The 24,675-nt window shown below is 72.1% G+C and carries 24 protein-coding genes and 1 pseudogene; 4 read left to right on the plus strand and 21 right to left on the minus strand.

Annotated features, from left to right (window positions below):
- Positions 1-98: 98 nt before the first annotated feature.
- The 13 genes and pseudogenes from O1G22_RS44810 to O1G22_RS06860 all read right to left on the minus strand — a co-directional run.
- Positions 99-717 (minus strand): annotated as a pseudogene (locus O1G22_RS44810) (MFS transporter); the annotation flags it as partial.
- A gap of 138 nt (positions 718-855) precedes the next feature.
- The gene (locus tag O1G22_RS06805; RefSeq protein ID WP_270080478.1) at positions 856-1,215 is read right to left on the minus strand and encodes an MmcQ/YjbR family DNA-binding protein; all 360 of its coding nucleotides are present in this window, start codon (positions 1,213-1,215) and stop codon (positions 856-858) included.
- Positions 1,216-1,245: 30 nt separating this feature from the next.
- Positions 1,246-1,767 carry a GNAT family N-acetyltransferase gene (locus O1G22_RS06810; protein WP_270080479.1) on the minus strand — a complete coding sequence of 174 codons (522 nt, stop codon included), beginning with the start codon at positions 1,765-1,767 and terminating at the stop codon, positions 1,246-1,248.
- Positions 1,764-2,345 carry a helix-turn-helix domain-containing protein gene (locus tag O1G22_RS06815; protein WP_270080480.1) on the minus strand — a complete coding sequence of 194 codons (582 nt, stop codon included), beginning with the start codon at positions 2,343-2,345 and terminating at the stop codon, positions 1,764-1,766. The genes O1G22_RS06810 and O1G22_RS06815 overlap by 4 nt, the downstream gene beginning before the upstream one ends.
- Before the next feature lie 46 nt (positions 2,346-2,391).
- Positions 2,392-3,297 carry a LysR family transcriptional regulator gene (locus O1G22_RS06820; protein ID WP_270080481.1) on the minus strand — a complete coding sequence of 302 codons (906 nt, stop codon included), beginning with the start codon at positions 3,295-3,297 and terminating at the stop codon, positions 2,392-2,394.
- 31 nt (positions 3,298-3,328) lie between these two features.
- The gene (locus tag O1G22_RS06825) at positions 3,329-4,522 is read right to left on the minus strand and encodes a glycine C-acetyltransferase (protein ID WP_270080482.1); all 1,194 of its coding nucleotides are present in this window, start codon (positions 4,520-4,522) and stop codon (positions 3,329-3,331) included.
- 46 nt (positions 4,523-4,568) lie between these two features.
- The gene (tdh, locus tag O1G22_RS06830) at positions 4,569-5,597 is read right to left on the minus strand and encodes an L-threonine 3-dehydrogenase (RefSeq protein ID WP_270080483.1); all 1,029 of its coding nucleotides are present in this window, start codon (positions 5,595-5,597) and stop codon (positions 4,569-4,571) included.
- Between the two features lie 196 nt (positions 5,598-5,793).
- Entirely contained in the window at positions 5,794-6,369 is a 576-nt protein-coding gene (locus O1G22_RS06835; RefSeq protein WP_270080484.1) for a GAF domain-containing protein, read from the minus strand.
- A 109-nt stretch (positions 6,370-6,478) separates the two neighbouring features.
- Positions 6,479-7,078, minus strand: coding sequence for a GTP-binding protein (locus tag O1G22_RS06840; protein ID WP_270080485.1), 600 nt, complete (start codon positions 7,076-7,078; stop codon positions 6,479-6,481).
- Positions 7,056-7,427, minus strand: a complete 372-nt coding sequence (locus tag O1G22_RS06845; protein WP_270080486.1) for a DUF742 domain-containing protein — start codon at positions 7,425-7,427, stop codon at positions 7,056-7,058. The genes O1G22_RS06840 and O1G22_RS06845 overlap by 23 nt, the downstream gene beginning before the upstream one ends.
- Positions 7,428-7,429: 2 nt before the next feature.
- On the minus strand, positions 7,430-7,864 hold the full coding sequence (locus O1G22_RS06850) for a roadblock/LC7 domain-containing protein (RefSeq protein WP_225095163.1): 435 nt from the start codon (positions 7,862-7,864) through the stop codon (positions 7,430-7,432).
- Between the two features lie 112 nt (positions 7,865-7,976).
- On the minus strand, positions 7,977-10,124 hold the full coding sequence (locus tag O1G22_RS06855; protein WP_270080487.1) for an ATP-binding protein: 2,148 nt from the start codon (positions 10,122-10,124) through the stop codon (positions 7,977-7,979).
- Positions 10,125-10,540: 416 nt separating this feature from the next.
- Positions 10,541-11,707: an MBL fold metallo-hydrolase gene (locus O1G22_RS06860; protein WP_270080488.1), complete on the minus strand. Its 1,167-nt coding sequence runs from the start codon at positions 11,705-11,707 to the stop codon at positions 10,541-10,543.
- Positions 11,708-11,998: 291 nt separating this feature from the next.
- Between O1G22_RS06860 and O1G22_RS06865 the strand changes: the two genes are divergently transcribed.
- Together O1G22_RS06865 and O1G22_RS06870 are read left to right on the plus strand one after the other, a co-directional pair.
- Positions 11,999-13,183 (plus strand): glutamate dehydrogenase, encoded by a 1,185-nt coding sequence (locus O1G22_RS06865; RefSeq protein ID WP_270080489.1) that lies wholly within the window; start codon positions 11,999-12,001, stop codon positions 13,181-13,183.
- 120 nt (positions 13,184-13,303) lie between these two features.
- Positions 13,304-13,924, plus strand: a complete 621-nt coding sequence (locus O1G22_RS06870; RefSeq protein ID WP_270080490.1) for a TetR/AcrR family transcriptional regulator — start codon at positions 13,304-13,306, stop codon at positions 13,922-13,924.
- Between the two features lie 81 nt (positions 13,925-14,005).
- On the opposite strand, the gene O1G22_RS06875 is transcribed toward O1G22_RS06870, so the two are convergent.
- From O1G22_RS06875 to O1G22_RS06885, 3 genes are all read right to left on the minus strand, one after another.
- The gene (locus O1G22_RS06875) at positions 14,006-14,791 is read right to left on the minus strand and encodes an SGNH/GDSL hydrolase family protein (protein WP_225095425.1); all 786 of its coding nucleotides are present in this window, start codon (positions 14,789-14,791) and stop codon (positions 14,006-14,008) included.
- Between the two features lie 144 nt (positions 14,792-14,935).
- The gene (locus O1G22_RS06880; protein WP_270080491.1) at positions 14,936-15,652 is read right to left on the minus strand and encodes a DUF6250 domain-containing protein; all 717 of its coding nucleotides are present in this window, start codon (positions 15,650-15,652) and stop codon (positions 14,936-14,938) included.
- 254 nt (positions 15,653-15,906) lie between these two features.
- A complete protein-coding gene (locus O1G22_RS06885) occupies positions 15,907-17,979 on the minus strand; it encodes an alpha-galactosidase (RefSeq protein WP_270086352.1) in 2,073 nt (690 codons plus the stop codon).
- Between the two features lie 216 nt (positions 17,980-18,195).
- Between O1G22_RS06885 and O1G22_RS06890 the strand changes: the two genes are divergently transcribed.
- Entirely contained in the window at positions 18,196-18,993 is a 798-nt protein-coding gene (locus O1G22_RS06890) for a tyrosine-protein phosphatase (protein WP_225095169.1), read from the plus strand.
- A 31-nt stretch (positions 18,994-19,024) separates the two neighbouring features.
- Here O1G22_RS06890 and O1G22_RS06895 read toward each other — a convergent pair whose 3' ends face one another.
- A complete protein-coding gene (locus O1G22_RS06895; protein ID WP_225095170.1) occupies positions 19,025-19,147 on the minus strand; it encodes a DUF6126 family protein in 123 nt (40 codons plus the stop codon).
- On the minus strand, positions 19,144-19,767 hold the full coding sequence (locus tag O1G22_RS06900; RefSeq protein WP_270080492.1) for a helix-turn-helix domain-containing protein: 624 nt from the start codon (positions 19,765-19,767) through the stop codon (positions 19,144-19,146). Before O1G22_RS06900 ends, O1G22_RS06895 begins: the two co-directional genes overlap by 4 nt.
- Before the next feature lie 147 nt (positions 19,768-19,914).
- On the opposite strand from O1G22_RS06900, the gene O1G22_RS06905 reads away from it, so the two are divergent.
- The gene (locus O1G22_RS06905) at positions 19,915-20,214 is read left to right on the plus strand and encodes a hypothetical protein (protein ID WP_270080493.1); all 300 of its coding nucleotides are present in this window, start codon (positions 19,915-19,917) and stop codon (positions 20,212-20,214) included.
- A 13-nt stretch (positions 20,215-20,227) separates the two neighbouring features.
- On the opposite strand, the gene O1G22_RS06910 is transcribed toward O1G22_RS06905, so the two are convergent.
- The 3 genes from O1G22_RS06910 to ispG are packed head-to-tail and all read right to left on the minus strand — an operon-like array spanning position 20,228 to position 24,672.
- Entirely contained in the window at positions 20,228-21,613 is a 1,386-nt protein-coding gene (locus tag O1G22_RS06910) for an aspartate aminotransferase family protein (protein ID WP_270080494.1), read from the minus strand.
- Positions 21,610-23,508, minus strand: a complete 1,899-nt coding sequence (gene dxs, locus O1G22_RS06915) for a 1-deoxy-D-xylulose-5-phosphate synthase (protein ID WP_270080495.1) — start codon at positions 23,506-23,508, stop codon at positions 21,610-21,612. The genes O1G22_RS06910 and dxs overlap by 4 nt, the downstream gene beginning before the upstream one ends.
- Before the next feature lie 30 nt (positions 23,509-23,538).
- The gene (gene ispG / locus O1G22_RS06920; RefSeq protein WP_270080496.1) at positions 23,539-24,672 is read right to left on the minus strand and encodes a flavodoxin-dependent (E)-4-hydroxy-3-methylbut-2-enyl-diphosphate synthase; all 1,134 of its coding nucleotides are present in this window, start codon (positions 24,670-24,672) and stop codon (positions 23,539-23,541) included.
- Positions 24,673-24,675 lie beyond the last annotated feature (3 nt).

A 24,675-nucleotide genomic window follows, 5' to 3' on the forward strand; every position in this document is an offset into this window, starting at 1 on the left:
CCCTGTGCCGCTGGGGCCCCGCCAATGGCGTCCGGCACCGGCGACGGCCGCCCCGGCCACCATCGCCGGTACGCAGGCGCCGGACAGCGATCACTCCCCCACAACCACGTCTGGGCTGTGGACTCCCGCCGGCCCTGGACCAGATCGGCCCGGAAGGCGCGCATCCCACGGCCGTCCACCGTGCGGGCACCCCCCCCCGGGGCACCCCCGGAGCAGCAGGCACAGGGCGCTGACGGCCTGGGTGGCGGCGTGCGCGGCGGCGACGCCGGCGGACGAGGCGAGGGCCGACCAGGAGACCCGCGACGGCAGGACCGGCGAGCTGGGCGGCGGATTCGGCGATGCAGATCGCGCCGTTCGCGCCCCGGATGCCGGCGGCCGGCCGGGGCACCGTACTGGCCACGCCCGGCTGGAAGACCGCCCCCGCGACGCCGTTGACGCAGCCGACGGCGCAGATCTGCCACAGCATCACGTGCCCGGTGAAGAACAGGCCGTCGGCGAGGGGGGCGTCTTGTCGGCGGGAAATGACCGAGCCTTCTGGCCGACCCGAGCGTGCCATGCCCCGCGTCGCCGACATGATCCAGAAGGGCCTCCGGGCCACGGGCAGCATGGTGTCTCCGGGGCGGCGGCGGCCCGGGCCACGAAGAACAGGGCGGAGTCCCGGGACCGGACGGCCGGGGCACCGGCCTCGGGGCGCCCGGACACGCCGGGCTCCGCCAGTCCCCCTGGTGCCCCCTGGCCCCCGAGTCGCCCGAGTCGCCCGAGCCCCCTCAGTTCCCCCCCGTCCCCCAGCCCCCCGAATCCCCCAAGTCCGGCGTGTGTCCTCGGTGGTTCTGTCGTGCCGTGCGTCGGGCATTTTCACTCCACGGACGGACGGCCCAACTCGGGGTGGGCGTCGAGGAGTCGGGGCGGGGCGGCCTGGCGCCAGGAGTCGGCGAGGATGTCCCGTAGCTCGTCCTCGTCCTCCAGCGCGGCGAGTCTCGCTCTCACCCAGGCGAACTGTGCCTCGTGGTCGGCGACCCAGAACTTCTCCGGCTCGGCCAGCACCAGTTCGTCGCGCTCCTCCTTGGGGCAGCGCACGGCGATGGACGTCTCCTCCTCGGGCAGGGTCGCGAACATCTTCCCAGCGACCCGGAACGTGGGCATGCTCCAGGCGATCTTCTCCGTGGTGTCCGGCAGGGACAGGGCGATACGGCGTACATCTTCAGCGTCCGGCATGCAACGCACCGTAGCTGCTGGCACTGACAGTCACCCTTGGAGCCGCTTGAAATACAGCGTCGTCGGCCGCAGTTCGCCTGCCGGGCTCAGCGCGTAGTCGGGGATGACGCCGGCCCGTGTCCAGCCGGCCGAGCGGTACAGCAGCTCGGCGGGGCTGCCGGTCTCGGTGTCGAGGTGGAGCAGGGTGATGCCGGTCGCGGCGGCCGCCTGCTCGGCGGTGGTGAGGAGACGGCGGCCGAGGCCCTGCCCGCGCGCGGTGCGATGCACCATGAGCTTCACCAGTTCCGCGCGGTGGCGGCTGTTCGGCTTGTCGGGGTAGGCGAGGCTGACGGTGCCGGTGACCCGGCCGGTGGCGTCGACGGCCGCCCACACGGCGAGCCGGCCCGCCGCCGTCGCGTCCGCCCGCTCCCGCCACCAGGCGGCGGCCTCGGTGCGTCCGAGCGGGGCCAGGAAGCCGACGGAGGCGCCGCCGGCCACGGCGTCGGCCAGCAGCTCCGCCAGCTCCCCGGCCCGCTCCCGTACGCGGGTACCGTCCCAGCGCTCCACGTTCACGGCCGCACCACCGCCAGTACGTAGCGCGTCTCGCCGGATCCGGCGCAGCGGAACCGGGTCGGGCCGAAGACCCGCATCCGCAGGCAGTCCCCGGTGCCGAGGCGGTGGACCTGTTCCCCGTCGGTCACCTCCAGGGCGCCGTCGAGCACCCACAGATGCTGTTCCAGGCCGGTCACGGGCGGGCGGTCGTAGGCGATGTCGGCGCCGGGCGTGAGCCGGCCCTCGACGAGTTCGCCGCGCAGGCCGGGGTGGGGCGGGGAGACGGAGCGCCGGACGAAGCCGGAGGCGCGGTCCTCCCAGAGCCGCTGGTCGGCGGCCCGGACCAGCGGGGCGGGCTCCGCCTCGACCTCGCTGAGCAGCTGGGACATGGTGCGGCCGTAGACGTGGCAGAGCCGGTTCAGCAGGGCGGCGGTGGGGCTGATCTCGGCACGTTCGGCACGCGACAGGGTCGACCGGCTCACTCCGCTGCGCTCCGCCAACTCGCCCAGGGACCAGCCATGTTGGGCGCGCAGCTCGGCCAGCCGGGTACCGAGTCGGGTGTCGAGCCGGGTGTCGAGGGGATCCTCCGGGCTTCTCATATGCGGGACGTTATCCCGGATACGAGAAGCCCGCGTTACGGAATCCTCACGCCTGCTGTGCGGCCCGCCCCAGCGCGTCCAGCACCGGGCGGATCAGCGGGTGTCCCTCGGCTCCGCGCCGTACGGCGGCGAAGACGCGGCGGGTCGGGGCCACGCCGTCGACGGGGCGGACGATCACCCCCGTCAGGTCCATGCCGTTCAGGGCAGAGCGCGGTACGAGGGCCACGCCCGCGCCCGCCGAGGCCAGCGCGACCACGGCGCGGAAGTCGTCGGACGAATGCTCCAGACGAGGCTGGAAGCCGGCGCTCTCGCAGGCGAGGACGACCACGTCGTGGCAGGGGTTGCCGGGGTACGGGCCGATCCAGGGGTCTTTGGCCAGCTCGGCGAGGGGGACCTCGGCGAGGTCCGCGAGCCGGTGCCCGACGGGTACGACCGCGTCGAACGGCTCGGCGTAGAGCGGGACATGGGTGAGCCGGGGGTCGTCGGCGGGCGGTGCACCCCGGTATTCGACCGCGACCGCCACGTCGACCTGCCGGTCCAGCACCATCGGCAGGCTCGCGTCGCCCTCCGCGTCCTGGACCCGGATCCGGATGCCGGGCGCGCTGTCCGCGAGCCGCGCCACGGCCGGGGCCACGACCTGGGCGATGCCGGTGGCGAAGGCGGCCACGGTGACCGTGCCCGCCTCGCCCGAACCGTAGGCCGCGAGCTCCGCCTCGGCCCGCTCCAGCTGGGCCAGGACCGCGTTGGTGTGGCTCAGCAGGATCTCGCCGGCCGGGGTGAGCCGTACGCCCTTGGCGCTGCGCTCGACCAGGCGGTGGCCGGTCTCCTGCTCCAGGGCCGTCAGCTGCTGGGAGACCGCGGAGGGGGTGAGATAGAGCGCGGCGGCCGCCGCGGTGACCGTGCGGTGGTCGGCCACCGCACGGAGGATGTGGAGCCGCCGTGCTTCGATCATGTCCTCAATTATCCCAAGCTGTCGGCGCTGGTCAGGCCGCCAGCTCCGCGCGGGCGGCGACGAACGCGTCCACCGCGCGGTCGACGTCCGCCGTGGAGTGCGCGGCGGACAGCTGGACGCGGATCCGGGCCTGGCCCTGCGGCACGACCGGGTAGGAGAAGCCGATCACGTACACGCCGCGCTCCAGCAGCAGCTCGGCCATGCGGCCCGCCTTCGCCGCGTCGCCGATCATGACGGGGGCGATGGCGTGGTCGCCGGGGAGGATGTCGAAGCCCTCCTCGGTCATCCGGCGGCGGAACAGGGCGGTGTTCGCCGCGAGCTTCTCCCGCAGGTCCCCCGCCGACTCCAGCAGGTCGAGGACCTTCAGGGAGGCGGCGGCGATCACCGGGGCCAGGGTGTTGGAGAACAGGTACGGCCGGGAGCGCTGGCGCAGCAGGGCGACGATCTCGGCGCGGGCGGCGACATAGCCGCCGGAGGCGCCGCCGAGGGCCTTGCCGAGGGTGCCGGTGATGATGTCGACCCGGTCCATGACGCCGTGCAGCTCGGGGGTGCCGCGGCCGGTGGGGCCGACGAAGCCGACGGCGTGCGAGTCGTCGACCATGACCATCGCGTCGTAGCGGTCGGCGAGGTCGCAGATCTCGCGCAGGGGCGCCACATAGCCGTCCATGGAGAAGACGCCGTCGGTGACGATCAGGCGGCGGCGCGCGTCGGACGCCTCCTTCAACTTGGCTTCCAGGTCCGCCAGATCACGGTTGGCGTAGCGGTAGCGGCGGGCCTTGGACAGGCGGATGCCGTCGATGATGGAGGCGTGGTTGAGGGCGTCGGAGATCACCGCGTCCTCCTCGCCGAGCAGGGTCTCGAAGACACCGCCGTTGGCGTCGAAGCAGGAGGAGTACAGGATCGTGTCCTCCTGGCCGAGGAAGGCGGACAGGCGCGCCTCCAGCTCCTTGTGCACCTCCTGGGTGCCGCAGATGAAGCGGACGGAGGCCATGCCGTAGCCCCAGCGGTCCAGGGCCTCGTGGGCGGCGGCGATCACCTCGGGGTGGTCGGCGAGGCCGAGGTAGTTGTTGGCGCAGAAGTTGAGGACCTCGCCGGGGCGGCCGCCGGCGGTGACGCCGACGGTCGCGGACTGCGGGGTGCCGATGACCCGCTCGGGCTTGTGCAGACCGGCGGCGCGGATCTCGTCGAGGGTGGCGCGCAGGTCGTCGCGGACGGTGTCGAACATGGGGAAGCTCCTGAAAGTGCGTGCGCAGAAGGGGGGTTTACGTCGCTTACGCGGTCCAGTCCAGGATGACCTTGCCGCCCTTGCCGCTCGCGGCGTCGGCGAAGGCCGCCTCGAAGTCGCGGTAGCCGTAGCGGCCGGTGATCACGGGGGCCAGGTCCAGGCCGCCCTCCAGCAGCACCGACATCGCGTACCAGGTCTCGAACATCTCGCGGCCGTAGATGCCCTTGATGGTGATCATCGAGGTGACGATCCGGGACCAGTCGACCGGGAACTCCTGGGCGGGCAGGCCGAGCATGGCGATCCGGCCGCCGTGCGTCATGTTGGCGATCATGTCCCGCATGGCCTCGGGCCGGCCGGACATCTCCAGGCCGATGTCGAAGCCCTCGCGCAGGCCCAGTTCGCGCTGGCCGTCGGCGATGGTGGACTGCGCGACGTTCAGGGCGAGGCTCACGCCGATCTTGCGTGCCAGTTCCAGGCGTTCCTCGCTGACGTCGGTGACGACGACGTTGCGGGCGCCGGCGTGCCGGGCGACGGCGGCGGCCATCAGGCCGATCGGTCCGGCGCCGGTGATCAGGACGTCCTCACCGACCAGCGGGAAGGACAGCGCGGTGTGCACGGCGTTGCCGAACGGATCGAAGATCGCGGCGACGTCGAGGTCGACGGGGACGCGGTGCACCCACACGTTGGTCGCGGGCAGGGCGACGTACTCGGCGAACGCGCCGTCGCGGCCGACGCCGAGACCGACGGTGGCCCGGCACAGGTGACGCCGGCCGGCCAGGCAGTTGCGGCATTTGCCGCACACCAGATGGCCCTCGCCGCTGACCCGGTCCCCGATGCGGATGTCGGTGACGTCCCGGCCGGTCTCGACGACCTGCCCGACGAATTCGTGCCCGACCGTGAGCGGGGTGCGGATCGCCTGCTGCGCCCAGCCGTCCCAGGCCCGGATGTGCAGGTCGGTGCCGCAGATACCGGTCCGCATGACCTTGATCAGTACGTCACCGGGGCCGATCTCGGGCTCCGGTACGTCCGTCAGCCAGAGTCCGGGCTCCGCCTTCTCCTTGACCAGCGCCTTCACGAATGCGGCTCCTGTGCGTGAGATCCCGGCCCGCGGGCACGCCGAAGGAGCCCGCACCGGGTCAGAGGGGTGGAATCACCCTGCAATCTGCCGTATGCGCGGGCCGCGGGTCCATCGAGCTTTTCTTAACCGCCGCCTCAGCTTTCCTTCACGCCTCCGGGGTTTCCCACGCCCCGGTCCGAGCCAGGGGGCGGGGTCAGAGGGGTAACCCGTCCTCGGCGCTCCGTTCGAGGCGAACGACGAGGTCGGCGGCGAGCTCCTTGATGGTGTCCAGGCCGTCCCTCCCCCAGACACGGGGCTCGGTGCCGGCCGCGCACACGGTGCCCAGCACCATGCCGGAGCTGTCGATGAGTGGGGCGCCCATATAGGTGCGGATGCCATAGGCGTCGACGATCGGGTTGCCGGCGAAGCGCGGATAGTCGCGGACGTCCTCCAGGACCAGCGCCTTGCGGCGGACCACCACATGGGGGCAGAAACCGTGGTCGCGGGGCAGGACCCGGCCGAGCTCGGCGCGGCTGCCGTCCTCCCGGACGACCGGCGCGACGGCGGGGGCGCTCAGCCCGGCGAAGAACTGGTGTTCCTCGCCGATGAAGTTGACCATGGCGTACGGCGCGCCGGTGAGCCGGGCGAGATGGGCGGCGAAGCCGTCGAGCGCGGGATCGGGGCGGTCCACCAGGCCGAGCCGGCGCAGCCGGTGGACACGGGCGGGGGCCTCTCTGTCCTCGGGGGTGAGCAGCAGACCCCGGACCGGCCGGGGCGGCTCGTAGCTCATGGCCGGACTCCGGGCCGTACGCCTGGCCCGGCTTCGGTCCGGGCATCGAGCCGGGCTTCGGTGTTGTAGGTGCAACTCATACAGGGACTCCGTGAACGGTAGGACGGGATCACATGTGGGCGCCATGGCTCGGCGTGGTCGCCGGAGCGTGGGCGAGGAGGTGGCGTACGAGGGTGAGCAGGGTCTGCACGCCGGAACTGGAGATCCGCGCGTCGCAGCGGACGACGGGGATCTCGGGGTCGAGGTCGATGGCGGAGCGGACCTCTTCGGGGTCGTAGCGGTAGGAGCCGTCGAACTCGTTGACGGCGATGATGAAGCCGAGCCCGCGCTCCTCGAAGAAGTCCACGGCGGCGAAGCAGTCCTCCAGGCGCCGGGTGTCGGCGAGGATCACCGCGCCGAGCGCGCCCTCGGACAGCTCGTCCCACATGAACCAGAACCGCTCCTGCCCCGGCGTGCCGAACAGGTACAGCACATGTTCCGGATCGAGGGTGATCCGGCCGAAGTCCATGGCGACCGTGGTCTCCATCTTGTTCTCGATGCCGTCGAGACTGTCCGTTCCGACGCTGACCGTGGTGAGCAGCTCCTCCGTACTGAGCGGGGCGATCTCGCTGACCGCGCCCACGAAGGTCGTCTTGCCCACCCCGAACCCGCCCGCCACGAGAATCTTCAGCGCGGTCGGGAACGGGTCAGAGCTGTCGTCGTAGTCCATCGAGCACTGCCTCCAGCAGAGACCGGTCAGTGGGTGTGTGGTGGAAGACGGGGGGCTTGGTGGTCAGCACCCCGCAGTCGACGAGGTCCGCGAGCAGCACCTTGGTGACCACCGCGGGCAGCTTCAGATGCGCGGCGACCTCGGCGACCGAGACGGGCGCGCGGCACAGGTCCAGCGCCTGGGCGTGCTCGGGGCCGAGATAGCCGAGCGGGGTGACGCCGGTGGCCATCACCTGCGACATCAGGTCCAGGGCGACGCTGGGCTCGGTCCGTCCGTTGCTGACGGTGAAGGGGCGCACCAGCCGTCCGGCCGCGTCGTCCAGCCAGGGCCCGTCGCCGGCTGCGGCCACGCTCAAGGCCTCGTCGCCGCGGAGTCGACGGGGTGCTGGCGGGGTGCGGTCACCAGGTAGGGGCGGACGCTCTTGACGAGCATCGCCATCTCGTAGCCCAGCACGGCCGCGTCGGCCTCCCGGCCGGCGAGCACGGCGAGACAGGTGCCGGACCCGGCCGTGGTGACGAACAGCAGGGTCGAGTCGAGTTCGACGACGACCTGGCGGACGTCCCCGCCGTCGCCGAACCGGACGCCGGCGCTGCGGCCGAGGGAGTACAGACCGGACGCCAGGGCCGCCATGTGGTCGGCACTGTCGATGTCGAGGCCGTGCACGGACTTCACCAGCCCGTCGCAGGACAGGAGCACCGCGCTGCTGGTGTGCGGTACGCGCTGCACGAGGCCGCTCAGCAGCCAGTCGAGGTCGGTTGCGTGGGCGGTCGGCGCATCGCTCGCCATGGTGGATCGACTCCTTGGGTACGAAGATCTGCGGGAGCGCGGGCAGGGGGGAGGCGGAACGGGGTGGTGCACGGTCGTGCGGGGTGGCGCGGGGTGGGTGCGGTGCGGGTGGTCAGTCGGCCGGTGCGCTCCCGTCGGTCCGGCCGGCGCCACGGGCACCGTCGAGTCCGGGCGCGTGGCCGCGCCCCTGGGGTATGGGCGTCGGGTCCAGGTGCTCTGCCCCGTCCATGCGTACGGGCGCCATGGGTACGGCCGCCGTACTGTCGATGTGTTCAAGGTGTTCCATGTGCTGCTGCGCCTCGGCGAGTCCGATCCCGCGCTGGAAGGCCGCCATCAGTCCCGGGTCGTGGCCCGGGACGGTGTCGGCGTCCTGGCGGGGTGCGGGGCCACCGCGCAGCTGGGGCACGATGTGCTCCTGGGCGCGTCGGCGGGGCAGTTGGGGCTTGCCCATGGTGCCGCGCACGGTGCCGGCGCGCGGGGTGGGCAGGATGCCGGCGTGCGCCTCGACGGCCGGCCGGTCCCCGGCGCCGATGCCGGGCACGGCCGCGGCGGGCGTGGGCCGGTCCTGCCGGGCACCGCGTACGGGAAGGGGGGCCGGTACGCCACCACCGTGCCGGTCGTGCGGTCCCTCGCCGCCGGTCTGCCCCGAGCCGGCCTCGGCACGGGACCGCCCGGAACCACCGGGCACCGAACCATCGACCGCTGAACCGCCGGCCACTGATCCACCGGGCGCTGAACCGCCGGTCATGGAACCGCTGTCCCCGGATCCGGAACCGGAACCGGTCTCGGTACCGTGCCGCCCGGTCCCGCGCTGGGCGTGCCGCCGCCGTCCGGTGCCCGGAGCCTGTCCGGCACCGGTCTGTCCGGCGCCGGCCTGCGCGGCGGGGGTCCCGTCCCCCGACCAGCCGCCTGTCACCTGCGAGGACCCCGGCGCGGCAGCCGGTGTCCGGGTCTGCACCTGTACCTGCGCCGGCACCGCTGCCTGCGCGTGCGGCCCGTGCCCCTGCGGTCCCGTCTGCGGCGACGCACCGGTGCCGGCCGCCTCCTGGGGCTGTGCCGTGCCCAACAACGCCTGCGGGACGACGAGTACGGCCTGGACACCACCGTAGATGTTGGTCTGCAGCCGCACGTGGATGCCGTGCCGGCGGGCGAGCTGGGAGACGACGTAGAGCCCGATGCGGCCGTCGGCCAGCAGGCTGGCGACGTTGACCTGGTCGGGGTCGGCGAGCAGGGCGTTCATCCGGTTCTGTTCGCCGACGGGCATGCCGAGTCCGCGGTCCTCGACCTCCACGGCGAGCCCCGAGGTGACGAGGCCCGCGCGCAGCAGCACCTGGGTGTGCGGGGCGGAGAACACCGAGGCGTTCTCGATGAGTTCGGCGAGCAGATGGATGACGTCGGCGACGGCGTGGCCGCGCAGTTCGCCGGCGATCGGCGGCACCAGCTTCACCCGGGAGTACTGCTCGACCTCCGCGATGGCGGAGCGCAGCACCTCGGTCATGCTCACCGGGTTGCTCCACTGCCGCCGGGAGACGGCGCCGCCGAGCACGGCGAGGTTCTCCGCGTGCCGCCGGATCCGGGTGGCCAGGTGGTCCACGTGGAACAGACCCTTGAGCAGGTCGGGGTCCTCGATCTCGTTCTCCAGCTCGTCGAGGATCGAGATCTCCCGGTGCACGAGGGACTGCAGCCGGCGCGCGAGGTTGACGAAGACCTCCAGCTTCTGCTCGCTGCCCGTGTGGCTGGAGAGCTGGGCGGCGCGCACGACGGCGGTGACGGCGCCGTCGTGCGCGCGGGCGAGGTCGGCGGCGAGCAGTTCGAGTTCGTCGGCGTCCGCGGGCGGCCGGCGCGACGGGGTGCGCTGCGGCGGGGTCGCACCCTGGCGCAGCGTGTCCACGAGGGCGTGCAGGTCGGCCTCGCCGCGCGCGGCGGTACGGCGCAGCGCGTCGACGCGGTCGGCGACCGAACGGGCGGCGCGGTCGGCGGCCACGGCGGCGATGAGAATGCCGGCGATCGTCACGGCGACCGCGCCGGCGAGCACCGCCCACAGGACGGGACCCGTGCGGGCGCCGGTGGAGCGGATGCTGAACAGGACCGCGGCGGTGGCGCTGAGCGCGACCGCGAGGGGCGGCAGTACGGCGAGCCGCATGAGCTGGGGCCGTATGTGCGTCTCGGGCAGTGCGGGAGTCGTTCGGGCGACCGGCCGCCCGTGCCGGCCGCCCTCCCGGCGGTCGGCGCGCGTGGCCGGTGCTCGGAGGTGAGACATCGCTTGCGTCCTCGTACTGGTCCGTGGTGCCTGTTCTCGCGGGGTGCGCGAGGCGGGCATGCGTCATCGCGTCGGCCGGCGGAACCGGGGACTCCGGCCACCCGTCGCCGACGGACACTCACAGTAGTTGCCTGAGCATCATGTGCGGTGGGCAGTTGACAAAGTCCCCCGAGGAGCGTCCCGCTCTGGTATGAAGCCTCGTACGACAGACCGATAACCGGCCGGGGTCGCCCGACGGCAAGGGCGGCACCCTGTCGCTTGGTTACGGAGAGTTTCGGTTTTGGCCTTGGTTCTGTGAATCGACCGGGCTGTCACAGGTGCTGCGTTCGCTCGCGCACGCGCGGCACGCGACAACGGCCGCTGCGGGAGGAGCACATCGTGCTCCTCCCGCAGCGGCCGTTGTCGTCAGGCGCGCGTCAGCCCCGCGCGGGCGGCTCCGCCACCAGTGCGCCGACCGAGCGCCAGGTGCGGCGCTCCGTGCCCGCCACTCCGCGCCACCAGGCCTCCGCCGGAAGCTTGCCCTCCGGTTCGAAGGGCTCGCCGGGCCGGGGCAGGGCCACCGCCTGGCCGGCCTCCTCGGCCGCCTCCTTGGTCCACTCCCCCGGCTCGGCCCACGGGTGCGGAGCGAGGTTGAAGGTGCCCCAGTGGATCGGCAGCAGCACGCCGTGCGGTGCGCCGCCCTGGAGGTCCAGGTGGGCGCGCAGGCCCTCGTCGGGGCGCATGTGGATGTCGGGCCAGAAGTCGCTGTAGGCCCCGATCTGGATCATCGTCGCGTCGAACGGGCCGTGGGCCGCGCCGATGTCCTTGAAGCCCTCGAAGTAGCCGGTGTCGCCGCTGTGGTAGATCCGGTGCTCCTCACCGGCGACGGCCCAGGACGCCCAGAGGGTGTGCTGGGTGTTGCGCAGACCGCGGCCGCAGAAGTGGCGGGCCGGGGTGGCGGTGAGGGTGAGGCCGCCGATTCTGGTGGACTCGTGCCAGTCCAGCTCGCGCAGCCGGTCCGCGGAGACGCCCCAGTGCTCCAGGTGGGCGCCGACGCCGAGCGGCACGGCGAACACGGTGTCCGTGCCGGCCAGCGCCTTGATCGTGGGCAGGTCGAGGTGGTCGTAGTGGTCGTGGGAGATCACCACCACGTCGACCTCGCCGAGCGCGGCCAGCGGCAGCGGCACGGGGTGCAGCCGCCGCGGTCCGGCAAACGGGAACGGGGAGCAGCGCTCGCCCCAGACCGGGTCGAACAGCACCCGGTGGCCGTCGATCTCCGCCAGCACGCTGGAGTGTCCCATCCAGGTCAGCCGCAGCCCGGTGGCGGGCGGCTTGGCCAGGTCGGCGAAGGTCGTGGGGTGCACCGGGACGGTGCCCTCCGGGGCGCGCAGGGGCCGGGTCTCCTTGTCGAAGAACACCTTCGCGAAGTCCAGCGTGGAGCCGGAGGGCCGGGTGCGCGCGATGCCGCCGGGGTTCTGGAAGACGCCGTCCTTGAAGTGGGGGGAGCGGCGGATGCGTGCCATGCGCTCACCGCCCGGGTCCGCGCCGAAGGCAGCCGGCCGCAGTGCGCGGAGCCCGGAGATCGAGGAACGCAGTCCGGTCACGGTACCTCCCGGTGGAGTGGGTGAGGCTCCCCATTATGGTCGGCGCCTCCGACAGTCCGGGCCCCCCGGGGTGCCGGTCCGCTCCTGCCGTGCACTACTGAACCGCCGTTCAGCGCGTTGACAGGGTGCGAACGGGCTCCCGATACTGACTCAGGATTCAGTAATGGGGTGGTCCCCGGGGGCGCCGTGTGCGAGAGGCGCCTCCACGCGCGCGCGGCCGTGGACGGGGCCGACGCCGTCACCGCCCCATCTCCCTCCCCCGTCCCCGCGTTCGCGTTCCCGAGGAGACCCATGTCCGCCCCCGCCCCCTTGATGTCGCTCGTCTGGACCGACCACGTCACCGGCCGTCAGGGCTTCCTGGTCGTGGACCGGCTGGTGCGCGGCGTGGCCGGCGGCGGGCTGCGGATGCGCCCCGGCTGCACCCTGGAGGAGGTGGCGGGGCTCGCCCGCGGCATGACGATGAAGGAGGCCCTGCACTACGACCCCGAGGGCCGCTACATCCCGCTCGGCGGCGCCAAGGGCGGCATCGACTGCGATCCCCGGGCGCCGGAGGCGTACGGGCTGCTGGTGCGTTATCTGCGGGCCATGCGGCCGTACATCGAGACCCTCTGGGCCACCGGCGAGGATCTCGGCCTCTCCCAGGACCTGGTCGACCGCGCGGCGGCCGAGGCGGGCCTGGTCTCCTCCGTGCAGGCGGTGTACCCGCTGCTGGACGACGAGACGGCGGCCCGAGCACGGCTCGCGGACGCCTTCGCCGTCGAGGTGGACGGCATCGGACTGGACGAGCTGGCCGGCGGCTGCGGGGTCGCCGAGTCGGTGCTCACGGCCCTGGACCGGGCGTCGGTTCCGTACGCGGGCACGCGCGTGGCCGTCCAGGGGTTCGGCACGATGGGCGGGGCCACCGCGCGGTTCCTCGCGCGCGCGGGGCTGACGGTGGTGGCGGTCGCCGACATCAAGGGCACGATGGCCAATCCGGCGGGGCTCGACGTCGAGGCACTGCTGGCCGCGCGGGACGGGTACGGCACCGTCGACCGCCGTGTGCTGCGGCCCGGCGACCGTGAGCTGCCCGGCGACGCCTGGCTGTCGGCCGGCGCGGAGGTGCTGGTGCCGGCGGCCGTGTCGTACGCGATCGACACCGGCAACCAGGAGCGGATCGGTGCCCGTTGGATCGTGGAGGCCGCCAACATGCCGGTCCTGCCGGAGGCGGAGGCGCTGCTGGCCGCGCGCGGGGTGACCGTGCTGCCGGACGTGGTGGTCAACTCCGGTACGAACGCCTGGTGGTGGTGGACCCTGTTCGGGGACATCGGCGCGGACGCCGGCGAGGCCTTCGCCCGCCTCCGGCGTTCCATGCGCGCCCTGACCGGCCTGATGCTCGACCGCGCGGACGCCGACGGTACGACACCCCGCGCGGCCGCCCACGCCCTGGTGGCCGACCGGCTGCCGGTGATCGCGGAACGCTTCGGGTGGTACCGGTGACGGCGGCGCGCAACTGACTCAACTGGCAGCAACCAATGGGCTGCTGAGCCTGCGCCCCCGGCCGCACGGGTGTGCCTGAGGTCTTCGGTGCCGGTCCGGACGGCTGTGTAGGGTGACGGCGTGGCGAGAGTGCGGTTGAGCGTGGCCGAGCGGCGGGAGGAGTTGCTGCGGGCCGCCATCGGGCAGATCGAGGCGCGGGGCGTGGCGGCGGTCAGGATCGCCGACGTGGCCGCGGCGCTCGGGGTGAGCAGCGCGCTGGTGCTGTACCACTTCTCCACGAAGGAGAAGCTGGTGGCCGCCGCGTTCGCCTACGCCGCCGAGGACGACCTCACGCATCTGCGCAAGCTGCTGGGGCGGCGTACGTCCGCGCTGCGCCGGCTACGGGCGGCGGTGCGCTGGTACGCGCCGACCGGCCAGGCCAAGGGCTGGCGGCTGTGGATCGAGGGCTGGGCGGTGGCCCTGCGCGAGCCCGCGCTGCGCGAGGTCACCCGGGACCTGGACAAGCAGTGGAAGGCGGCGATCGCCGAGGTGATCAGCGAGGGCGTGGCCGCGGGCGAGTTCACCTGTGCCGACCCGGCCACTGCCGCCCTGCGGCTGACCGCGCTGCTGGACGGGCTGGCGGTGCAGCTGACGTCGTACCCGGGCGCGATGCCGCGCAGCCGGGCACAGGAGTGGGTGGACGACGCTCTCGCCCGCGAACTGGGCCTGGACCGAGGGGCGTTGACCGAACGGGGGCACTGAACGGCCATCGGGACGGGCAACGCCCGGAAGCCCCCCACCCGCCCCACCCCGCCGGCGCAGGCGGGGTGGGAGGAGTGACGGTCAGGCCACCGAGGCGATGCGGTGTTTGATGTCGTCCGGGGACAGGGCGCCCTTCGCGGTCACGTGGTCGCCGGAGGACTCGCCGCGCAGTCGGCGGCCGATCCACGGGACGAGGTACTCGCGGGCCCAGTGGACGTCGTCGCGGCGGATGTCCAGCGTGCCCCGGGGCGGCAGCGGCGGCCACGGCTGCTCCGGGTCGGCAGGGATCTCCAGGCCGAGCGCCTGGCCGGCGCGCAGCGCCACGCGCGTGTGCCCCTCGGGAGAGAGGTGGAGCCGGTCGCTGTCCCACGCCCTGCGGTCCTGCACGGACTTGAGGGACCACAGGTCGAGCACCGGGCAGCCGTACCGGTCGGCGATGGCCCGCACATGTCCGTTGTACGTGGCGATCTTGCCGCGCAGATGCTTGAGCACGGGAACGCCCCGCGTGTCGAAGCCGGTCGTCACCAGCACGGTGCCCGCGGCCTCCGTCAGCCGGGCCACGGCCCGCTCGAAACGCTCGGCCACCTCGTCCGGGTCGGTGCCCGGGCGGATGATGTCGTTGCCTCCCGCACAGAAGGAGACCAGGTCCGGGGCCAGTTCGACCGCCTGTGGGAGCTGGTCCTCCACGATCTGGTCGAGCAGCTTCCCGCGGACCGCGAGATTGGTGTACTTGAAGTCGCCCTCGGGGCGCCGGTCGGCGAGCAGGACCGCGAACCGGTCGGCCCAGCCCACGAACGCCCCGTCGGGCCCGGGGTCGCCGACGCCCTCGGTGAAGCTGTCCCCCACCGCCACGTACGACCCGATCACTGATCTGTTGTCATTCTTCGAATCGTCTGCCACGTCGGACCATGATTCACCTTCGGATGTGACCTACGCGACCGTAGGCAGGGGTTGACGAACGGTGAGATGAGCCACTCTTAAATCATTTGCCATTCAGGAATACGCCGGCTTTCAGCGCTGTTGAGTGTGCGGTCGCCACACCCGGAAGCCGGTGACCCTGAAGTGGCTCCACACGGTCCGGAAGGCGAAGTATCCGCCGGTGTACGGCTCGGGGTCCGTGTAGTCGAACACCAGGCGGCCGTTGTTCCACCACTGCACGAGCGAGCCGTCGGAGACGATGCGCACGTGGTTGGGCTGGTTCGGGACCAGCAGCGGCTCGGTGTAGTCGTAGACGAGCGGCCGGACTCCGGGTTCGCCGACGTAGCGGCGCAGCCGGGTGGTGGTGTTGTAGTTCGCGCCGTAGCCCGCGTAGTAGGTCGTGAGGTAGTCGTACTCGGCGAGCGCGCCGGTGCGGTGCGTGGCGAACAGGTCGGCCGGGGAGCGGACGTCCGTCGCGTTCCAGAAGTTGTTCAGGTCCGAGACGCGGTCGTTGGGGCCGCCTTCCGAGACCGCGGTGGCGGTGTACTCCAGGACGTAGGGCCCGTCGAGCCGGTGCCGGAACCAGACCGTCGCGCCGCTCGGCACGTCGATGTCCAGGACCCCGCGGCCGGCGGTGACGCTGCCGCCGTCCTGGAGTTCCCTCGCCCACCGGCCGAGGCCGTGCCGGAAGTCGTCGTGGGCGAGGAGCCGGCGACGGCCGGGCGCGGCGCTTACGGCCGGGGCGGGGGCGAGCGCGGCCAGGGCGGCCGAGGCCGCGAGGGCGGTGAAGGCCCGGCGGGTGGTCGTCATGTGCGGGGCTCCTTCCGGAGGACCAGGGGGTGACGTCGTCGGCACGCACGCACGCAGTAAGCGCTTGCTGTCGACGGCGACCACTGTGTCCCGCGCCCACCCCTTCTGTCGACACCCTGGGCGCGTCCGCCATGTGACCGCAACACATGACACAGGGCGGAGGCCGAACAAGCCCCCGTCCGGGCGGCGGCAGAATGCGGCGTTCCGCCCGGACGGGGTCGAACGTCAGCGAGCGAGGCGCTGCTCACGCATCATCAGATGCGCCGCAGCCGGAGAACCGTGGCATCCAGGTCGCCCTTGAGTCCGGTGCGCAGACCATGGTGCAGCAGCACGGCCCCGCGATGCACTTCGCCGGTTTCGCGGCATTCGTACGACGCCGTCGGGTCGAGTCCGCGCAGTCGCAGCGCCGGCACCGGCTCGCCGTAGCTCTGCGCCTGGAGCCACGCGAGGACGACCGCCTCCTCTCCCCGGACGTACTGGACGGCGCTCAGCCCGCCGGCCGGAGGCCGCAGCCGGTACAGCTCGCCGTGCTGGACGACCGGGCGGATCTCCTTGTACAGATCCACCCAGCCCCGGGCCTCGGCCAGCTCCTCGGCGCTCCACTCGGTGAGGTCGCCGCCGACACCGAGGACGCCCGCCATCGCGCTGACGAACCGGAACCGCAGCGAGCTGACCCGCCCGTTGAGCTGGATGTTCGGGCTGTCGGTGACCCAGGCGGCCATCACCCGGGCCGGATGGATCTGAGTGAAGCCGTGCTGGATGGCGAGCCGGTCCAGCGGGTCGGTGTTGTCGGAGGTCCACACCTGGTCGGTGCGGCCGAGCACCCCGAGGTCGATCCGGCCGCCGCCGCCCGAGCAGGACTCGAAGGCGACCTGGGGGTGGGCCGCGCGCAGCCGGTCCAGCAGGGCGTACAGGGCGCGGACGTGGTCCACCCACAGCCGCTGCGGGTACGGCTCGCCGGGCCAGCCGGCGTCGGTGAAGCAGCGGTTGAAGTCCCACTTCACGTAGTCGATCGGCGCGCTGGAGAGCAGGGTGTCGAGCTGCTCCCAGAGGTACTCCTGGACGTCCTCGCGGGCGAGGTTGAGGACGAGCTGGTTACGCAGTTCCGTCCGCTGGCGCCCGCTCTGGTACTGCACCCAGTCGGGGTGGGCGCGGTACAGCTCGCTGTCCGGGTTGACCATCTCCGGCTCGACCCAGATGCCGAACTGCATGCCGAGGCCGTGCACCTGGTCGGCCAGCGGCTTCAGGCCCTGCGGGAAGCGGTCGGGGTTGGGCGTCCAGTCGCCGAGGCCGGCGCGGTCGCTGGTGCGGGCGCCGAACCAGCCGTCGTCCACCACGAACAGCTCGACCCCGATCTCGGCGGCCCGGCGGGCGAGCGCGAGCTGCTGCTCCTCGGAGATGTCGAAGTTCGTCGCCTCCCAGGAGTTGAACAGCACCGGGCGGTCCTGCTCCGCGTCCGGGACGACGTACGCGCGCTGGTAGGCGTGCCAGGTGCGGCTGGCGCCGCCGAAGCCGCCGTCGGACCAGAGACCCGCGAAGACCGGGCTCGTGTACGACTCCCCGGCCTCCAGCATCAGCAGGCCCGAGTCGTCGTAGCCGGCGCCGCCGGTGATCTGCACGCGCGCGTCCGGGAGTTGGGCGACGGCGATGCGCCAGGAGCCGGACCAGCCGAGCGCGCAGCCGTAGACCTCGCCGCGTTCCTCGGTGGCGTCGGTGTCGAGGGCCACCCAGGGCAGGTGCTGGTGGCCGGTGTGGCCGCGGCGGCTGCCGATGACCTTCTCACCGTAGGTGAGGGGTGCGGTGGTGAGGCGGGACTCGGCGGCCCAGCGGCCGTGCAGCTGGGACAGCCGCCAGCCCTCGCGGTCGGGCAGGGTCCAGGTGGCCGCGTCGGCCCGCAGCAGCTCCACGCGCGCGTGTCCGCCGTTGGCCACGGTGACCCTGCGCTCGACGACATCGCCGCGCATCCGGTAGTGCAGGGTGATCGCGATTCCGCCGTCCTCGAAGCGCAGCCCCAGCTCGTCACCGTCGGCCGCGTACGACACGAAACGCCACTCGGTGCCGCGCCGCTCCTCGGTGCGTACGGACAGGGCGGGGCGGACGAAGCGGGGGCCGCCCTCGACGGGGTACTCCTCGCGGCCGTCGAGCGGGGACTCGAAGGGCCAGTAGGCGGGCAGCGGGTGCCGGGCCAGGGCCTCGGCGTCCGCGAGGGCGATCCGTGGCCCCCAGTGGAGGTGGAGCAGTTCGTCCGCATCGGTGAGATGCAGGGCGTAGCTGCTGGCGGGCCCCGAAAGGAGCCAGGTACGACCGTCTTCGGCGATGTCCACCACTAGATACCTCACAGGTGCCAACAGATCCGCTCAAGTGCCAACATCATGAGAGTTCCACGGCCTCCGTTTCAATGCCTGGGCCTCCTCGTTTCCCCGCCGACGGCTGTCGTTTCCCTGCCTGTGGACAACTCCTTGCCCGAGGAAACCGATGTCGTATGGTCGACGGAGCGCCCGCCGACGAGCCGCGACGGCGGGGCCCGACCGGGAGGAGCCCCCGTGACGCAGCAGGTCCCGTCGACCGAGCCGGAGCTGGCCGGTGTGCGTAATTTCCGCGATGTCGGCGGTCTGCCGACCGCGGACGGGCGGCGGGTGCGCCACGGCGTGCTGTTCCGCAGCGGGCATCTGGCGCACGCGACCGAGAGCGACGCGGCCTTCCTCGCCTCCCTGGGCCTGCACACGATCTTCGACTTCCGCAACGCGGCCGACCAGAAGCTGGAGGGCCCGGACGTCGCGCTGCCCGGCGTGCGGAATGTGAACCTGCCGCTGAGCGATCCGGCGGACGGCGCCGAGTTCTGGACCATGGTCCGGGACGGCGACCTCGACCAGCTGCGCGGGATCCTCGCCGACGGCAAGGGCGCGGCCCGGATGGTCGCCTCGTACCGGAAGATCGTCAAGGAGCGCACCGCCGAGCACTCCCGGGTGCTGCGCGCGCTCACCGAGGACAGCGTGCCCGCGCTGATGCACTGCGCGGCCGGCAAGGACCGCGCGGGCATCTCCATAGCCGTCACGCTCCTCGCCCTCGGTGTGGAGCGGGACGCCATCGTCGCCGACTACCTGGAGTCCAACGCCAAGCACCGCCGCTACAAGGTGCGCCGCAGCGGCAGCGCCGAGAGCGCGTACACCCCCGAGGTGATGGAGCTGCTCAGCCCGCTGTTCGACGCCCGCGCCGAGTATCTCCAGGCGGCCTTCGAGAGCATCGAGGAGACCTGGGGCGCGGTCGACACCTACCTGGAGCGGGGCCTCGGCCTCACCCCCGGCGGCCGCGACCGGCTGCGCGAGCGCCTGCTGGACTGACCGTCGGGGTGCACCCGGCCTGCCACCCCGGTCAGCCCTTGCCGCCCACCGCGAACAGCAGGTAGAGGAACGCGGCGAACAGGTGGCCGACGGCGATGTAGATGATCAGGCGGATCCACAGGGAACGGGGGAACTTCGTCTCGAAGTTGCTCATGGCAGCTCTCCGGTCGACGGCCCCAGGCACAGCGCGGCCGTGGGGCTCTGCAGCAGGGTGTGGACGAACAGCAGCTCGACACCGTCGTGGTCCTCGGCGGCGAGGCGGTGCGGGGTGAGCGAGTCGAAGTGGGCGCTGTCGCCGGGGCCGAGCAGATGAGCGGTGTCGCCGAGGCGCAGACGCAGGCGGCCCCTGAGGACGTAGAGCCATTCCTCGCCGGGGTGGACGCGCACGATGTCGCCCTGCGAGCCGTACGGCACGCGCACCCGCAGGGCCTGCATACCGCGGCCGGGCGCCCCGGCCTGGAAGTACGTCCAGCCGCCCGCCCGGGTCGGCTCCATGTCGCCGGTCCGCACGATCGCGTCCCGGCCGGTGACCGTCTCCCCCAGCAGTTCGGAGACCGTCGTACCGTAGATGCGCGCGAGGGCGAGCAGCATCGGCAGGGACGGCTGGCGCTGCCCGGTCTCCAGCCGGGACAGATGGGCGGGCGAGAGTCCGGCGTCGCGGGCCGCGGCCTCCAGGGTGAGGCCGGCGCGCCGGCGCAGGGCGCGCAACTGCGGCGCGACCACGGGCAGTGCGCCACCCGGCTCCGCCGGTGACCCGGCGTCTGAGGCGTTCATGCCTCTATTCAGCCTCCGTTTTGCCTTATCGGCAATTTTCTTGCCTGAGAGGCAAAAAAGCGCGGGTGATCTCTCTGAGCCACGCGATCGGGCCGCTGCTACGCTCTCCCCAGGACTTGAACACGTTCAAAAATGGGGGACCGCATCATGTCCGCATCGAGCACGCCCCGCCCCACCGGCACCCGTCCGGCCGGCTCGCCCGCCGGCGCCCTCGGCCCGCTCTCCCTCGGCCTCGGAACCATCGCCGCCGTGAGCACCTGGCCCACGCTCACGTTCTTCCTGCTGCCCTGGTCGGTGCTCGCCGCCGCCTTCGCCGTCACCTTCGGCTGCATGGGGATCCACTACGCCGGCCGCGGGTACGGCCGGCTGTGGACCTCGGTGACGGGGACCGTCCTGGGCGCGGTCGGGCTCGGCGCCTCCCTCCTTCTTCTCACCTTGATGTCCTGAGCACCCGCTGCCGTCAGCGATGGGCGACCGCCTGCTTGATCAGGGTCTTGCCGAAGTCCCACATCAGGCCGCCGCCGCTGTGCGCGTCGTCCATGACGGCGGTGAAGGCATCCATGAACCGGTCGACGTCCGCCTCGTCGACGACCAGCGGCGGGATCAGCTTGATCACTTCCAGGTGGTCGCCGGAGACCTGGGTGAGGATCCGGTGCCGCTGCAGCAGCGGTACGACGACCATCTGCGCGAACAGGCCCTTGCGGGCCGCCTGGAGCATGGTCCAGCGGCTGCGCAGCTTCAGCGAGGACGGCTTGCCGAACTCGATGCCGATCATCAGGCCCCGGCCGCGCACGTCGGCGAGCAGCTCGTACGTGTCGATCAGGGCGGTCAGCCGGGACTTCAGCAGCTCGCCGGTGCTGCGCACGCCCGCGACGATCTGCTCGTTCTCCATGACCGACAGCACCGCCAGGCCGCACGCCATCGCCTGGGCATTGGACCCGAAGCTCGCCGAGTGCACCAGCACGCGGTCCATGGACGAGTAGACCTTCTTGAAGATCCAGTCCTTGCCGAGAGTGGCCCCGACCGGGACGTACCCGCCGGACAGCGCCTTGGCCACGCACACCAGGTCGGGCTCCACCCCGTCCTCGTGCTGGTAGGCGTAGAAGTCACCGGTGCGGCCGAGACCGGTCTGCACCTCGTCGGCGATCAGCAGCGCCTTGTGCCGGTGCAGCAGGTCCTGGGCGGCGCGCAGATAGCCGGGCGGCGCCTCGTGCACGCCCTTGCCCTGGATCGGCTCGACGATCAGCGCGGCCACGTCGCCCTTCTTCAACTCCCGTGCCAGGGCGTCCAGATCGCCGAGGGGTACGGCGGTGTCGGGCAGCAGCGGGGCGAAGCCGTCACGGAAGCCGTCCTCGCCGTTGACCGACAGCGAGCCGGTGGTCAGACCGTGGAAGGCGTGGTCGCAGTACAGGATCCGCGGCCTGCCGGTGGCGTAGCGGGCGAACTTCAGGGCCGTCTCGACCGCTTCGGTGCCGCTGTTGCCGAAGAACACCCGGTCCAGGTGCGGGCTGTGGGCGAGGAGCCGTTCGGCGAGCAGGCCGGGCAGCGGCTGGCAGTCGAAGCGGGTGAGGTCGGCGAGGCCGAGGTCGAGGACGTCGTGCAGCGCCTTGCGGACGACCGGATGGTGGCGGCCGAGGCCCATCACCCCGAACCCGGCGAGCATGTCCAGGTAGTCGTTGCCGTCCGCGTCCCAGAAGTGGGCGCCCTCGGCCCGCTCGTAGACCTTGTCGAAGCCGATGGTGTGCAGCATGCGTGGGAGCTGCGGATTGAGGTACTTCGTGTGCAGCTCGTAGCGTTCGGCTCCGCGCTCGGCGAGAGCTGCGCCGAGGTCGAACTCCGTGCTCATTCCTTCTCCTTGGCCGGTCCGCCCGCGTCTCTGAAGGCCAGGCTCGCGCTGATCCGCCCGGCGATCTCGACGGGCGTGAGTCCGATGTCGGCCAGCACCTCGCCGCGCTTGGCGTGCGCGAGGAACTGTTCCGGGATGCCGAACCGCCGTACCGGCACGTCCACGTCGGCGTCGCCGAGGGCCAGGGCGACCGCCGAACCGACGCCCGCGGAGCGGCTGTTGTCCTCCACGACGGCCACCAGCCGGTGCTCGGCGGCGAGGCCGGGCAGGGCCGGGTCGACAGGCTTGACCCAACGAGGGTCCACCACCGTGCAGTCGATGCCGCGAGCCTGGAGCAGGTCGGCGGCCTGGAGGCAGACCGGTGCCATCACGCCGACGGCCACCAGCAGCACCTCGGGGCGTTCGCCGCGGTGCAGCACGTCCATGCCGCCGACACGGTCGAGCGCCGGGATGTCCGGGCCGGCCGACTCCTTCGGATAGCGGACCAGGGTGGGCGCGTCGTCCACGGCGACGGCCTCGCGCAGCTGGGCGCGCAGCTGGCCGGCGTCACGCGGGGCGGCGATCCTGAGGCCGGGCACGACCTGGAGGACCGACATGTCCCACATGCCGTTGTGCGAGGCGCCGTCGACGCCGGTGACGCCGGCCCGGTCGAGGACGAAGGTGACCCCGCAGCGGTGCAGGGCGACATCCATCAGCAGCTGGTCGAAGGCGCGGTTGAGGAAGGTGGCGTAGACGGCGAAGACCGGATGCAGACCACCGGTGGCGAGCCCGGCCGCCGACACGGCCGCATGCTGCTCGGCGATGCCCACGTCCCACACGCGGTCGGGGAAGCGCTCGGCGAACCGGGTCAGCCCGACCGGGTGCAGCATGGCCGCGGTGATGGCGACGACGTCGTCCCGCTCCTCGCCGATCTTCACGATCTCGTCGCCGAACACCGAGGTCCAGGACGGGCCGTCGGACGGCGAGAGCGGCTCGCAGGTGAGCGGGTCCATCACGCCGACGGTATGGAAATGGTCCTCCTCGTGGGCGAGGGCGGGCTCGTAGCCGCGGCCCTTCTCCGTGAGGCAGTGGACCAGCACCGGGCCGTGGAAGCGCTTCGCGCGGCGCAGCGCCGACTCGACGGCCTTGACATTGTGGCCGTCGATCGGGCCGACGTACTTCAGACCCAGGTCCTCGAACATGCCCTGCGGGGCGAAGGCGTCCTTGAAGCCCTTCTTCGCGCCGTGCAGGGACTCGTAGATGGTGTTCCCGACGACCGGGGTCCTCAGCAGGACGTCCTTGCCCCAGGCCAGAACCTTCTCGTAGCTGTCCGTGGTGCGCAGGGTGGCCAGGTGGTTGGCGAGGCCCCCGATGGTGGGGCCGTAGGAGCGCTCGTTGTCGTTGACGACGATGATCAGCGGCCGGTCCTTGGCGGCCGCGATGTTGTTCAGCGCCTCCCAGGCCATGCCGCCGGTCAGCGCGCCGTCGCCGATGACCGCGACCACATGGCCCTTCTCCCCCTGCACCTGGCGGGCCTTGGCGAGGCCGTCGGCCCAGCCGAGCGCGGTGGAGGCATGGCTGTTCTCGATGACGTCGTGCTCGGACTCCTCGCGCGAGGGATAGCCGGACAGGCCCCCCTTGCCGCGCAGCTTGGAGAAGTCCTGACGTCCCGTCAGAAGCTTGTGTACGTAGCTCTGGTGGCCGGTGTCCCACAGGATCCGGTCGACCGGCGACTCGAAGACCCGGTGGAGGGCGAGGGTCAGTTCCACCACGCCCAGATTGGGGCCGAGATGCCCCCCGGTCCTGGAGACCGCCTGCACCAGGAACTCACGTATCTCGTGGGACAGTTCGCCGAGTTCCGCCTCGGACAGCGCCTTCAGGTCGCGTGGTCCCCGGATGTTCTCCAGAATGGTCACGCTCGGCCCCCTCTCGGTCCGTGCCTTGCCTCAATTCGACTGCTCTGCGGGGCTCGTCCGCTCGGCGAGCTTCATGGCCTCCTCGATGAGGGTCTCCACGATCTTCGACTCGGGTACGGTCTTGACGACCTCGCCCTTGACGAAGATCTGCCCCTTTCCATTGCCCGAGGCAACCCCGAGGTCTGCCTCGCGGGCCTCGCCCGGACCGTTGACCACACACCCCATCACCGCGACACGCAACGGCACTTCCATGCCGTCCAGTCCCGCCGTGACCTCCTCGGCGAGCTTGTACACATCGACCTGGGCCCGCCCGCAGGACGGGCAGGAGACGATCTCCAGGCGCCGCTGCCTGAGGCCCAGGGACTCCAGAATCTGGATGCCGACCTTGACCTCCTCGGCCGGCGGCGCGCTCAGCGAGACCCGGATGGTGTCGCCGATGCCCCGCGACAGCAACGCCCCGAAGGCGACGGCCGACTTGATCGTGCCCTGGAAGGCCGGGCCCGCCTCCGTCACGCCGAGGTGGAGCGGGTAGTCGCACCGTTCGGCGAGCTGCCGGTAGGCCTCGATCATCACGACCGGGTCGTTGTGCTTCACCGAGATCTTGATGTCCCGGAAGTCGTGCTCCTCGAACAGCGACGCCTCCCACAGCGCCGACTCCACCAGCGCCTCGGGCGTCGCCCTGCCGTACTTCTGCAGCAACCGCCGGTCCAGGGAACCGGCGTTGACCCCGATGCGGATCGGCGTGCCATGGTCCTTGGCGGCGCGCGCGATCTGCTTCACCTGGTCGTCGAACTTCTTGATGTTGCCCGGGTTGACGCGAACGGCCGCACAGCCGGCTTCGATCGCCGCGAACACGTACTTCGGCTGGAAGTGGATGTCCGCGATCACCGGAATCTGCGACTTCCGCGCGATCGTCGCGAGGGCGTCCGCGTCGTCCTGCGTGGGGCAGGCGACGCGGACGATCTGGCAGCCGGACGCGGTGAGTTCCGCGATCTGCTGCAGGGTGGCGCCGATGTCCGACGTACGGGTCGTCGTCATCGACTGCACCGACACCGGGGCACCGCCCCCGACCGCCACCGGCCCGACGTGGATCTGCCGCGACGTACGCCGCGGCGCGACCGGCCGGGCCGGTACCTCGGGAACGCCCAAGGGAACGGCGGTCATGGC

The organism is Streptomyces camelliae (assembly GCF_027625935.1).
Classification (GTDB): domain Bacteria; phylum Actinomycetota; class Actinomycetes; order Streptomycetales; family Streptomycetaceae; genus Streptomyces; species Streptomyces camelliae.